The sequence below is a fragment of the Rahnella sp. AN3-3W3 genome (assembly GCF_003263545.1).
Lineage (GTDB): Bacteria > Pseudomonadota > Gammaproteobacteria > Enterobacterales > Enterobacteriaceae > Rahnella > Rahnella variigena.
On the sequence record NZ_JYDG01000050.1, the window covers coordinates 1 to 12997 of the forward strand.

Annotated in this window: 11 protein-coding genes and 1 rRNA gene; 6 read left to right on the forward strand and 6 right to left on the reverse strand. The window is 48.8% G+C overall.

Going from position 1 to position 12997, the window contains the following annotated elements; genetic code table 11:
- Positions 1–56: 56 nt before the first annotated feature.
- Positions 57–172, forward strand: a 5S ribosomal RNA gene (gene rrf, locus UC15_RS14780).
- 141 nt (positions 173–313) lie between these two features.
- On the opposite strand, the gene actP is transcribed toward rrf, so the two are convergent.
- The 3 genes from actP to acs are packed head-to-tail and all read right to left on the reverse strand — an operon-like array spanning position 314 to position 4305.
- Complete coding sequence (gene actP / locus UC15_RS14785) at positions 314–1981, reverse strand: cation/acetate symporter ActP (protein WP_165353160.1); 1668 nt, start codon at positions 1979–1981, stop codon at positions 314–316.
- Entirely contained in the window at positions 1978–2289 is a 312-nt protein-coding gene (locus UC15_RS14790; protein ID WP_112289154.1) for a DUF485 domain-containing protein, read from the reverse strand. Before UC15_RS14790 ends, actP begins: the two co-directional genes overlap by 4 nt.
- A gap of 54 nt (positions 2290–2343) precedes the next feature.
- Positions 2344–4305 carry an acetate--CoA ligase gene (acs, locus tag UC15_RS14795; RefSeq protein ID WP_112289155.1) on the reverse strand — a complete coding sequence of 654 codons (1962 nt, stop codon included), beginning with the start codon at positions 4303–4305 and terminating at the stop codon, positions 2344–2346.
- 518 nt (positions 4306–4823) lie between these two features.
- Here acs and UC15_RS14800 point away from each other — a divergent pair.
- The 5 genes from UC15_RS14800 to UC15_RS14820 all read left to right on the forward strand — a co-directional run bounded on the left by UC15_RS14800 (position 4824) and on the right by UC15_RS14820 (position 10112).
- Complete coding sequence (locus UC15_RS14800) at positions 4824–5405, forward strand: fimbrial protein (RefSeq protein WP_112289156.1); 582 nt, start codon at positions 4824–4826, stop codon at positions 5403–5405.
- A gap of 199 nt (positions 5406–5604) precedes the next feature.
- The gene (locus UC15_RS14805) at positions 5605–8007 is read left to right on the forward strand and encodes a fimbria/pilus outer membrane usher protein (protein WP_232829900.1); all 2403 of its coding nucleotides are present in this window, start codon (positions 5605–5607) and stop codon (positions 8005–8007) included.
- 56 nt (positions 8008–8063) lie between these two features.
- On the forward strand, positions 8064–8789 hold the full coding sequence (locus tag UC15_RS14810) for a molecular chaperone (protein ID WP_369964386.1): 726 nt from the start codon (positions 8064–8066) through the stop codon (positions 8787–8789).
- 55 nt (positions 8790–8844) lie between these two features.
- Positions 8845–9816, forward strand: coding sequence for a fimbrial protein (locus UC15_RS14815; protein WP_112289159.1), 972 nt, complete (start codon positions 8845–8847; stop codon positions 9814–9816).
- A 23-nt stretch (positions 9817–9839) separates the two neighbouring features.
- A complete protein-coding gene (locus UC15_RS14820) occupies positions 9840–10112 on the forward strand; it encodes a helix-turn-helix domain-containing protein (RefSeq protein WP_112289160.1) in 273 nt (90 codons plus the stop codon).
- 25 nt (positions 10113–10137) lie between these two features.
- On the opposite strand, the gene UC15_RS14825 is transcribed toward UC15_RS14820, so the two are convergent.
- The 3 genes from UC15_RS14825 to UC15_RS14835 form a co-directional block, all read right to left on the reverse strand.
- On the reverse strand, positions 10138–10692 hold the full coding sequence (locus UC15_RS14825; RefSeq protein ID WP_112289161.1) for a FidL-like protein: 555 nt from the start codon (positions 10690–10692) through the stop codon (positions 10138–10140).
- Positions 10682–11554, reverse strand: coding sequence for a winged helix-turn-helix domain-containing protein (locus UC15_RS14830; RefSeq protein WP_232829901.1), 873 nt, complete (start codon positions 11552–11554; stop codon positions 10682–10684). Before UC15_RS14830 ends, UC15_RS14825 begins: the two co-directional genes overlap by 11 nt.
- Before the next feature lie 261 nt (positions 11555–11815).
- Positions 11816–12841, reverse strand: coding sequence for a S66 peptidase family protein (locus UC15_RS14835; RefSeq protein WP_112289163.1), 1026 nt, complete (start codon positions 12839–12841; stop codon positions 11816–11818).
- Positions 12842–12997 lie beyond the last annotated feature (156 nt).

A 12997-nucleotide genomic window follows, 5' to 3' on the forward strand; every position in this document is an offset into this window, starting at 1 on the left:
GACTCTGGGTATCAGCACCAGTAATAAGCGTAGAGTTCGGTAAATTACAGAATTTGCCTGGCGGCACTAGCGCGGTGGTCCCACCTGACCCCATGCCGAACTCAGAAGTGAAACGCCGTAGCGCCGATGGTAGTGTGGGGTCTCCCCATGCGAGAGTAGGGAACTGCCAGGCATCAAAAAAAGACAAAAGCCCCGTACGAAAGTATGGGGCTTTTGTCTTTTCTACATTCAAAGGCTCTGCGATTTAAGACTGAAGATTCAAACAAAAGGCCATCCTCATGGATGGTCTTTTGCGTTTCTGAAATCAGAACAATCAGTGATTAGAGCTTTGAGAGATCCCGATCCCGGTTTGTGAGCGTACAAACTGAGGATAGAAACGTTCCCTTTCTTTCTGGCCTTCTAGGGAGTTATCGGTAATCGAGAAGAACCAGGTCCCCACGAAGGCGACAATCATCGAGAATAAGGCCGGGTATTCATACGGATAAATAGGTTTGGCATGCCCTAAAATCTGCACCCAGATAGTTGGCCCGAGGATCATGAGTATGACTGCAGTGAGTAATCCCAGCCAGCCACCAATCATTGCTCCGCGCGTAGTCAGTTTGGACCAGTACATTGAAAGCAGGATAATCGGGAAGTTACAGCTCGCAGCGATGGAGAAAGCCAGACCAACCATGAACGCAATATTCTGCTTTTCAAACAAAATACCCAGAGCAATCGCCACGATCCCTAACAAAATGACTGTTATCTTTGAAACGCGTAACTCATCCCGTTCAGTGGCTTTCCCATCCTTGATAACACTGGCATAAAGGTCATGCGATACCGCTGAAGCGCCCGCTAATGTCAGACCTGCAACAACGGCGAGAATAGTGGCGAAGGCGACGGCAGAGATGAAGCCAAGGAAGAAGCTTCCTCCTACGGCATCAGCCAGATGGACTGCTGCCATATTATTGCCGCCGAGCAATACACCGCTGGCATCTTTAAAGGCAGGATTCCCACTGACCAGAACGATGGCGCCGAAACCGATAATGAAGGTCAGAATATAGAAGTAACCAATAAAACCGGTGGCATAAAATACGCTTTTACGCGCTTCTTTAGCATCATTCACCGTGAAGAAACGCATCAGGATATGCGGCAGACCGGCGGTACCGAACATCAGCGCGAGGCCAAGAGACAGAGCCGATATCGGGTCTGAAACCAGTCCTCCTGGGCTCATGATCGCAATCCCTTTAGAATGCACCGCAACGGCCTGAGTAAAGAGCGTATTGAAGTTAAAGCCGACAGATCTCATGACCATCACGGCCATGAATGTCGCACCCGCTAGCAGCAGAATTGCTTTGATGATTTGCACCCAGGTTGTCGCAAGCATCCCGCCAAACAACACATAGAGCACCATCAGGATCCCGACAAGGATCACGGCAACATGATAGTTAAGACCAAACAGCAGCTGGATTAACTTACCGGCACCGACCATCTGTGCAATCAGATACAACGCGACTACGACCAGCGAACCACAGGCTGAAAGTAGCCGAATGGGTTTCTGCTTAAGACGGTAAGACGCAACGTCGGCAAAGGTATATTTACCCAGGTTTCGCAGACGTTCGGCGATGAGGAACAGGATAATCGGCCAGCCAATCAGGAAACCGATGGAGTAAATCAGCCCATCGTATCCGGAGGTGTAAACCAGCGCAGAGATGCCAAGGAAAGACGCGGCTGACATAAAGTCACCGGCAATCGCCATACCGTTTTGCAGGCCGGTAATGCGTCCGCCCGCAGTGTAGTAATCCTGACGGGATCGCGTACGTTTTGCTGCCCAATAGGTGATATATAACGTCGCACCGACAAACAGTACGAACATCACAATCGCTTCTATATTAAGAGGCTGGCGTTTCACTTCACCTGCAATCCCTTCGGCGGCAAACAGGTTGAAGGGGAAGGCTGAAACCAACGCCAGTAAAAGAAGAGAGCCACGATGCGCCTTCATGGCTGCACCTCGCGGATAATATCTGCCGTCAGCCGGTCAAATTCGCTATTCGCACGGATAACATAAATCCCGGTCAGAACGAAAGAGATAACGATCAGCCCCACGCCAACAGGAATACCCCGGGTAATCGTGGCACCTTCATAAAGTGGGGTTCCCAGCCACTGCGGATCAAAAGCAATCAGCAGGATAAAGGCAACGTACAGAACCAAGGTAATACCTGAAAGTAACCAGGCAAAACGACTGCGCTTTTGCACCAGTTCCCTAAAGCGCGGATTATTTACAACTCTCTGATAAATGAGATCATTCATCTCAGTGACTCCTGTGAGGCATTGATAGAGTTCACCGCGCCAGGGCGGTGAAAATTACGACGGCACTTTCATTGATTGTTTTTCTTCCAACAATTTGTCGACTACGCCCGGATCCGCCAGCGTAGAGGTGTCTCCCAGATTACTGGTGTCGCCGGCAGCAATCTTGCGCAGGATACGGCGCATGATTTTGCCGGAGCGGGTTTTAGGTAATGAATCCGTCCAGTGAAGAACGTCTGGTGTGGCGATGGACCCTATCTCCTTGCGCACCCAGTTGCGCACTTCGGTATAGAGTTCCGGTGACGGTTCTTCGCCGTGATTAAGAGTGATGTAGGCGTAAATAGCCTGCCCTTTGATGTTATGCGGAATGCCGACAACAGCCGCTTCTGCAATTTTAGGGTGTGAAACCAGCGCGGATTCAATTTCAGCGGTTCCCAGCCGATGGCCGGAAATATTCAGCACGTCATCAACGCGGCCAGTGATCCAGTAATAACCATCTTCGTCACGACGGGCACCGTCGCCACTGAAATACATATTCTTGAACGTTGAGAAATAGGTCTGCTCGAAGCGTTCATGATCACCAAACAGCGTACGCGCCTGTCCGGGCCATGAATCGGTGATCACAAGATTGCCTTCGCATGCACCTTCCTGTGGAACACCTTCGTTATCCACCAGCGCAGGCTGAACGCCAAAGAACGGTCGCGTTGCCGAACCGGCTTTCAGTTCAGTGGCGCCCGGCAATGGCGTTATCATGAAACCGCCAGTTTCGGTTTGCCACCAGGTATCGACAATCGGGCAATGGCTGTTGCCTATTGTTTTGTAGTACCACTCCCAGGCTTCCGGATTAATGGGTTCCCCCACCGAGCCCATGATCCGCAGCGATTCACGGCTGGTCCCTTCAATCGCTTTATCGCCTTCGGCCATCAGTGCACGGATAGCGGTAGGAGCTGTATAAAGGATGTTTACTTTATGCTTATCAATGACCTGAGCCATACGGGCCGGTGTCGGATAATTTGGCACACCTTCAAACATCAGGCTGATTGCGCCGCATGCCAGCGGGCCGTAGAGCAAATAGCTGTGACCCGTTACCCAGCCAACATCGGCGGTACACCAGTAGATGTCTCCGTCGTGGTAATCAAAGGTGTATTTAAATGTAAGAGCGGCATAGACCAGATAACCGCCGGTGGTGTGCAGCACGCCTTTTGGCTTACCGGTAGAACCGGAGGTATAGAGGATGAAGAGCGGATCTTCCGCATTCATTTCTTCGGCCGGACAATCAGCTGAAACGCCGTCAATGGCATCATGCCACCAGATATCACGACCTTCTTTCCACTCGCCCTGTTTGCCGGTGCGTTTGAAAATAATGGAATGTGTCACACTGGTGACTGAAGGATTTTTCAGCGCATCGTCCACATTCTGCTTCAGCGGAATAGTGCGTCCCGCACGCAGCCCTTCATCAGCGGTGATAACCACTTTCGCGCTGGAGTCGATAATACGACCAGAGACGGCTTCAGGTGAGAAACCGGCAAAGATAACGGAATGCACGGCACCAATACGCGCACATGCCAGCATGGCAACGGCAGCTTCCGGCACCATCGGCATATAAATCGCGACGACGTCGCCTTTTTTAACACCCAATCCTTTCAGCACATTCGCAAACTGGCAGACATCATGGTGAAGCTGTTTGTAGGTGACGTGTTTGTTTTCAGCGTTAGGGTCATCGCCTTCCCATATCAGTGCCGTCTGGTCGCCTTTTTCCGCTAAATGACGATCCAGGCAGTTCGCGGCCAGATTGAGGGTGCCGTCCTCAAACCAGCGGATATCGATATTTCCCGGTGCGAATGACGTGTTCTTCACTTTTGTGAAAGGTTTGATCCAGTCTAATACTTTCGCCTGTTCGGCCCAGAATGCATCCGGATCTTCGACAGACTGTTGATAAAACTGCTGATATTTCTCAGGTGTAATCAGGGTACGTTCTGCGACAGAGGCAGGAATAGGGTGCTTGTAAACATGGCTCATGGTTTTTCTCCTTTGATTTGTTAATGATATGTCAATCAAAGGTTAAGTGTAGTTTGCTGTTTGGCTTTGTTTGGTTTTTGGGGGTCAGATCACGCAAGCAGAGTAAAAACAGCAGGATATGCGCATGTTCATTGCGGAGCACTCCACATAAATAAAATGGAGAGGTAGGAGGAGAAAAAAGGAGTGATTGGTAAAAATTTATGATTAAAATTGTAATAAATTGGTTAAATAAAGCTTAACTCACCTTATCTAATGCGAAAATTATTATTCATTAGAGAACATTTAATATCATTTATTTTAACTTATAAGTTAATTTCCTTTCATAATGGCAATGTTTAAAGATTAATCCGAGCGTAAAACTCTTAATATTTGCATTAAGCGAATTATTATAACGTTAAATTAAAAATATCAGTATATTGATCTGGCAAGAGAGGGGTGCTCTCTTCGGTACAGCGAATAATATCGCTTAACAGCTGCTTAACGCTTAATAGCTACCGTTACAATCTCAAGGACTTACTATGTTTAACGCTAAGAACAAGACACTGGTTATCGCTTTATCTGCCCTTATTTCTGCTTCAGCTTTCGCAGATGATGTTACAACACCGCCGACAGGAACCGATCAGGGCTCTGGCCGCATTCATTTCACCGGAACCGTTATTAATGCGCCTTGCTCAATTGCTCCAGGAGATGAGGACATTAATGTGAACATGGGTCAGGTAGCGAATAAGGTGCTGGAAAGCGGTAATAAATATTCCCAGAACGTTAACTACACCATTCACCTGCAAGGCTGCGACCTGACTGCACAAACTGCGGGCACCGTCGAATATCCGGCGATGTCTAAAGTGGCCGTTTCTTTCGCAGGCACGCCTGACAGCAGCGCGAGTGAACTGCTGGCTAACACCGGCAGTGCAAAAGGCGCAGGCATTCGTCTGATTGATGCGAACGGCGACCTGCTGAAAGTCGGTGATACCTCTAAAGATATCAACCTTGTCACCGGTAATAATGAGCTGGTATTTGCTGCGCGCGTTGAAGCCAACTCACAGCCAGTTTCGACCGGTACTATCGTTTCTCAGGCAACGTACGCCCTGAATTATAAATAAGCATTGTTATTATTTAGGGGAGTTATCTCCCCTTTATTTTCCAGGTGCACCTGCGCCAGGGGTTTATGTTTGATCTATAAAAGCAAAAAGTGATTTTATTATGTTGTTTGCGATGGATGGAACATCGACAAGGAAGGGGACAGGCTTTTGGCTTATTTTCCTTTTGTCGGGATGCTTAATTTCAATCAGAAGCCTGGCGGTGGAATTTAACGTTAACTTTATTGATTCTGCCGATCGCAATAACGTCGATCTGTCGCGTTTTCAGGTTGCCAATTACATCGCGCCTGGAGAGTACCTGCTGGATGTGATGCTTAATGGTCGCACCTTCGGTGACCAGAGTGTCATTCAATATATTCCAGTCGATGATAATAAAAATAGCCGGTTATGTTTACCGCTTTCACTGGTGGATAAATTCGATCTGACCAAAGCAGCCCGGGAAAAAATAACCCTCTGGCATCACGGCAAATGTACGTCACTGGATAAAATGCCGGAAGTGACCACACGTTACGATCAGGAAAGGCAGACGCTTAATATCAGCATTCCGCAAGCCTGGCTGACGTTCCACGACCAGAACTGGGTGCCACCTTCTCAATGGGATGAGGGTGTAAACGGCGTTTTGCTCGACTATAACCTGCTGGGTAGCCGTTACATGCCTCAACAGGGCGATACTTCGACCAGTTTCAGCAGCTACGGTACCACCGGGTTTAACCTCGGGGCGTGGCGCGCCCGTGCGGATTATCAGTATTCCTCTTCACGCACCTCAGGTTCGCCAGCCAGTGATAATTTCACCTGGACGCAGAAATACGTGTATCGCGCTTTACCCTCTATCGGCGCACGCCTGACCGGGGGACAAACGTATCTGAGTTCTGACATTTTTGATTCATTCCGCTTTCTCGGTGCGTCGCTAAACAGTGACCAGCGCATGTTGCCACCGTCGTTACGTGGCTATGCGCCGCAGGTGACCGGGATCGCCAAAACCAATGCCAAAGTCAGTATCAGCCAGAATGGACGGGTCATCTACCAGACCAACGTCTCGCCGGGGCCATTCGTGGTTCAGGACCTGACCGAAGCAGTACAGGGTTCGCTGGACGTCAAAATCGAAGAAGAAAATGGCAGCGTCACTACCTATCAGGTGACGACGGCCACCATTCCCTTTCTGACCCGCAAAGGCCAGGTGCGGTTTAAAACGGCCATGGGGAAACCGACCACAGGCAGCAGCAACCGCGTTTTACAGCCGGGTTTTTACAGCGGGGAAATGTCCTGGGGGGCGCTAAATGATTTCTCGCTTTATGGCGGGCTGATTGCGACGACCGGGAATTATCAGGCGCAGGCGCTGGGTATCGGGCAGAACCTGCAAAAACTCGGCGCGGTATCTTTTGACGTGACTCGCTCTTCTGCGACCGTACCAGATGCGGGTAAACAAACCGGTTTCAGCTACCGCGCCAATTATTCCAAACGCTTTGATTCGACTGGCAGTCAGATCACGTTCGCCGGTTATCGCTTTTCACAAAAGACATTTATGTCTTTTAACCAGTATCTCGACAAGGTGAACGGTGACGGTTATTCCCGTGATGACAAACAAACGTACACAGTGACCGCTAACCAGTATCTGCCGTGGCCGGCGATCACCTTGTATCTGTCGGCGACGCATAAGGTCTACTGGAACGAAGACCCGAGCAACAACTACAGCGTCTCCGTCAGCAAGATTTTCGATATCGGGCGCTTTACCGGTGTCTCTGCCACCTTTTCGGCCAGCAAGCTGAATTACCGTGATACCGATGAAAACCAGATGTTTCTGTCACTCAGCCTCCCGCTGTCTTCAGGACAACAAATCAGCTACGACGCGCAGCAGGATTCGCAAAGCGGCTTCTCGCAAACCGCGTCGTATTACAACAGTCAGGACCCGAACAATACCTGGCGCGTTGGCGCGGGCGGGAGTAGTCCGGATATACAAAAAGGTAACGGTGTGTTCCGCGCGAACTATCAGCATATGTCGCCGTACGGCCAGTTCGGCGCTAACGGCAGCGTGAAAAATAACGATTACCGTTCGGTGAATGCGAACTGGTACGGCTCGTTTACCGCCACTGCGGCGGGTGCGGCCTTGCATCAGAGCAGCGCGGGCAGCGAGCCTCGCATGATGGTGTCGACCGGCGTGAAAGGCATTCCGATAAGCGACGGGGCGTCCGTGACCAATGATTACGGCATTGCGGTGGTGAATGGCGTGTCCAGTTATCAGACCTCTGATATCCGCGTTGATGTGAACCATTTACCGGATGACGTGGAAGTCTATAGCTCAGTGGTCAGTAAAACCCTGACGGAAGGGGCAATAGGTTTTCGCAAAATCCGCGCGATTAAAGGTGAGCGTCTGATGGCGGTGATCCGCCTGAAAGATGGCAGTCATCCGCCGCTCGGGGCATCAGTCACCGACAATAGCTCCGGTTTTGAAGCCGGACTAATCGGTGACGGCGGTCTGGCCTATCTGGCCGGGGTGTCAGGTGAGAAATCCCTGACTGTCCGCTGGGGAGACGACCAGCAATGCCAGGTTCAGGTGCCGCCGCAGCCTGAAACCTCTTCAGGGCAGGTATTGCTGCCTTGCAATTAATGATGAAAAGCGGTCTGAAGGGATCGCATAAGTAAGGGAATAACCAGATGAAAAAAATGATTTTACGCTGCGTAGCCGTACTGATGTTGGCCGGATCATGTTATCCGGCAGTCGCCGCGGTGAATCTTGACCGGACGCGCATCATCTATAACGCCAGCGATAAATCCGTCAGCGTCATGCTCGAGAACCAGAGCAAGGAGCTGCCTTATCTGGCGCAGGTCTGGCTGGAGAACGCTCAGGGCGAAAAAATTACCTCGCCGCTGGTGGCGCTGCCGCCGATGCAGCGAATTGATGCCGGGCAGAAAAGCCAGATCCGTATTCTGCAACTGCCGGAAACCGCCGGTTTACCGAAAGACCGTGAGTCGCTGTTCTACTTCAACGTGCGCGAAGTGCCGCCAAAAAGTGATATGGCGAACGTGATGCAGGTGGCAATCCAAAGCCGCGTGAAATTGTTCTTCCGCCCGGCGGAACTGAGAAAACTTTTGAAAGCCAACTGGCAGGAACAGCTCTTGGTTTCGCGGCTCAGCAACGGGCTGAAACTGACGAATCCGACACCTTTTTACATCACTGTCGGATATCTGGGTAAAGACAACAAAGGCAATGCTTCGGGTTTTGACAGCGTCATGCTGGCGCCGTTTGCGACGGAATCTCTGACCGGCAGTCAGTACGTCAGCGAACGTTACAGTCTCGGGTACATGGACGATTACGGCGGACTTCAGGTCAATCAATACAATTGCCCGTCCGTGCAATGTCAGCTTATCAGAAAGGATGATAAGCGATAACAACCACGTGAGAAGCCGTGACTGAACGGATTTACCATAAAGAAAAGGGATTGTTATGCCTGATATTTGCAGATTATCCATTGGCCGGATGGCAATCTTCATCCTGCTCTTCTTATTTTCCCGCAGCGCCCTGGCGCTCGATTGTGTGGAGAAAGGCACAGGTATTGTGGATAAACCGGCGATACCGGTAGGGCAACTGGCTATCCCGGCGAATGTTCCTGTCGGCACCAAGGTCTGGGAATCGAATGACATCAACGTCACGGCGTATTGCGACAATGTGCTGGGGTCGATTATTGACGTTGTGCATTTCTACTTTAACCCTAAATCCCAGTCGATCGGGGAAGGCTTATTGCTGGGCGTGAGCTACAACGGGCAGGATCTGGAACAGAACGAGCAGAGACTCAGTACTAACAGTACGCCTATCAAAAAAGGCCAGAACGTCACCGTCAACGTGACGTTCCGCCTGTATATCAAAGTCAGTGGTAATGCCCCTTCCAGCGGGCATTACCAGGGCGCGGATCAGTTCACCGTCTTTCAGCTTGATGGCAGCAGAGGCATTAACAAAACACCCGGTGCTAAAAACCTCAAATACAATCTTTCTGGCTTGCAGGGGATCCGTTTTCTGGCCTGCGGTTCTGACCTGAAAGTGTATCCGGAATCTCAGATTGTCGATTTTGGCGCCATTCAAAGCACGACCCTTTCACGGTCTTCAGGTATTTCACTGCCGTTTGCCATCAAGGCTGTAAAACAAGGATGTCTGGATAACTTCTCACTGCAGGCAGAATTTTCTACGGCCAGTCCGCTGCTGGATGACACCGCGATAGACCTTTCAAACGGTGCCAAGCTCATGCTCTACAACGACCAGCAGAAGGCAATTACTTTCAACCGGTACGATAACTTTGCAGAGCTTAACAATGTGAATGAGGTCACCAAAAACTTCACTGCAAAACTGAGTGCCATCCCGGGAAAAACACTTTCTCTCGGGCAGTTTGATGCGTCGGTGATCGTCAAAATTAACTATTACTGACCGCAAAGATAAGGGAGAACGATATGCTAAGAACGGCAAAACTGCGGGCTCAGGCGCTGGAGGAGCCCATATACTCAGCCCAGGCACCTGAACTCATCGCAGAAAAGCACATTCACGCCCTGCTGCAAACCCTGCGCGAGGATGCCGGATTGAGTAAAACTGAACTGGCCAGACGGCTTGGGATCACGCCACCGGCAATCACCCGTCTTGAGAAGCGGCCAGCTCAGGCAAGCTTCAGTACTTTGTCTCGTTATGCCCAGGCTTGCGGTTATGATTTATATCTTTACTATAAATAATCAGGCTTCATCCATTTTGCTGTTTTTAAAAAGATTTTTTGAAAACACATAATGCAAACGAAGACTGATTACTTTCTATCAGCATGGTGTTGTCATCATATTTCTTCAACACCATCGTATCGGTATGCCCGGTCAGAAAAAAACTGTTTATCATCAGAAGCGAAGAAATCCCCCAGTCCATATTGTCTATGCTATCAATGTTTATCTGTCTGCTGGTCATTGAATAGGTATCGGTCACTTTGCTCTCCTGTACATAGTCATAATAAATATTCCTCAGCAAAGTTTTCCTGGTTACCAGTTTTCCTTCCTCATTGTATAAATATGCAGTTCCACTGAGTGAAACTAAAATTTTGCGGTTATCAAGAAAACTAAAGTACAGAGAGGTCACCATTTTCGCTCTCTGATGATCATATTGTGCTTCTACGATCATGCTTCCCCTGCAAGGGATATTAACCGGGAACGTATGCTTGTCCTTTCTCAGAGACATTCCATATAACACTAACAGTAATGCGGTGACAGGGAGTAACGTAAAAATAATGGTTTTCTTACCCGGAGGAATAAATTTTCTATCACTGATCATGCGTGGTCCTGTCATTTGTATAATAGCTTATGCAAACACTTGCTTTATGATTGTCATCAGTGCTGCATTGCGCGAGAAACTCCTGCACTGAACCGGTATTTATTGGCGAGGAGAAAAGCTCGCTTTGAAATATAAGTATATGTCCTGGTTTGCATGAGATATTGTTCTTATGCAGAAAATCTTCTGCCAGTTGAATAAAATTACTCTTATTTGACCGGGAAACCGGGGCCGTTGCGTACAAGCTGCAGGATCCGATTTTGGCAATCTCTAAGTCAGCTTTCGGATCACTCATATCATTGTAAAAAATGATAATTGCCCAGACTGTCAGTGCGGCAGTGACCAGAATGCTCATTATAAAATAATGATGATATTTTCCCTTCTGCGGTTCAGGTTCAGTTGCATTTTGCTGTGGCGCCACAGAATGATTTATTATTTCGTCATCCGGCATCGCTTCGCTCAGAACAATATCGGGTTCTTTAGCAACTTCATCACTATTTTCTACTAATACCTGAGTCTCAATCTTATTGGCACAGGCCTCAATAATGATTTCCTTCCGGATGATAAATCCGACTTTAGGCACAGTAACGATAAATTCATTTTGGTATCCCAGCGTTGAGATGACTTTACGTAATTTGCTGATACAGTGATTAAGGTTATTATTGCTAGCGTTCAGGCCGTAGTCATCCCATACTTTTTTAAAGAATGTTTCACGCTGAACGACCACGCCCTGTTGTTCGATTAACAATAATAATATTCTCCGTGCAGGATTTGAGACGGTGATCTTACTTTCATCATCACTCAGTAATGAAAGCGAATTTTCCTCCGGATTGAAGACTATTTGATTTTCAATCAGATAAACCATGGGCATTCCACTCCTCCCTGTTTAGAATATTCGGTCATTTCCGCTGCATCAGTTAATTAGTACAGTGCTGCTTTACGGGTGTTTTATCTTTATATACTGCTTCACAGAGGGCAGTTAGTATAAACCCTTCTATTTTAAAAACAGATTTCTGTAGTAAATGTTTACAGAGCAGTCACTTGAAATGTAAATGGCCGGGATATGAAACAGGAAGATGATAATAAATCACATACGGAATTTTAGTAGTACGTGATTTCGGAGGTATCAGCGCAAGTAATGACCAGAGATGTCGATATGCTGGTGATCAAAGTCCACAATAATATCAGTACCCAGAGGGAGTGTTAACATCGGATGGGTATGGCAACAGTCAAAGCCATCGACCAGGGGAATTTCCTGCCCGTTCAGAATCTCCAGCAGAACGTCCGCCGGCTGTCTTCCCGTACCGGCATTATCGAACAGTTCGTGTTTTCCGAGCAGAATGGCGCTTACACGATCGAAAACTCCGTTGAGCTTCAGCATCGAGAAAGAGCGTTCAACGGTGGCAATATCTTTAAGGCTGTCTTCAATAAACAAAATATCGCCCTGATGAATTTCCGGCATATAAGGGCTACCCCAGATGCCTGATAAAGTATTCAGGTTCCCGCCGATAACCCGTCCTTCAATGCGTCCTGCCCCGAGAAAACGGCAGGTATTTGCATACAATTTTTTGGCTCTGACGGGCATGACGTCATTCCAGTTGAGCTTTTCGTCCGTCCAGTATGCAGGAAGAGGATAACGGTAAGGCGCTTTATGGCGGGTCATCAGGATATCGGCAAAAGAGGCCCAAGTTTCATCAACCAGCGGGGGAAACTCGCCGAAAGAAGCCACCAGCGCCGGACCGTAGAACGTGATGAGACCGGTCTGAGCATAAATTCCGGCCAGAAGCGCCGTGGAATCGGAATACCCGATAATGATTTTCGGGTCGGCGCGCAGCGCATCGTAGTCCAGATGAGGCAGCAGGGAATTGCTGTTATTACCTCCAATCGTCGACATCACACAACGCACCTGCGGGTCGCGGATCAGCTGATTGAATTCTTCCGCTCTCGCGGCAACTGAACCTGAACGGTAATGGTCAGAATGCCCCGTCAGTGAGCCCGCTTTCAGTACAAATCCTTTTTCTTCAAGAAATTTCTTTCCACGAGAAAAACGCTCAGGTGCCGTAGCAGTAACAGGTGACGACGCAGAGAAAAAACCAACGGTATCGCCGGTTTTCAACGGAGAAGCGAGTAGCGGATTTGTGGACGAAGGCATTTTATATCCTATAAATTTGCTCAATGTTCAATCTGCAATGTATCAGCTCAAGTGCAGGTTTAATATGAGTTTATAGGCGGTATGAAGAGGGGATTTCACAGAAGAACGGGGGAGTATAGAGGATGCCGTACCGCAAAAAGCAAAAAACCAGCCGTT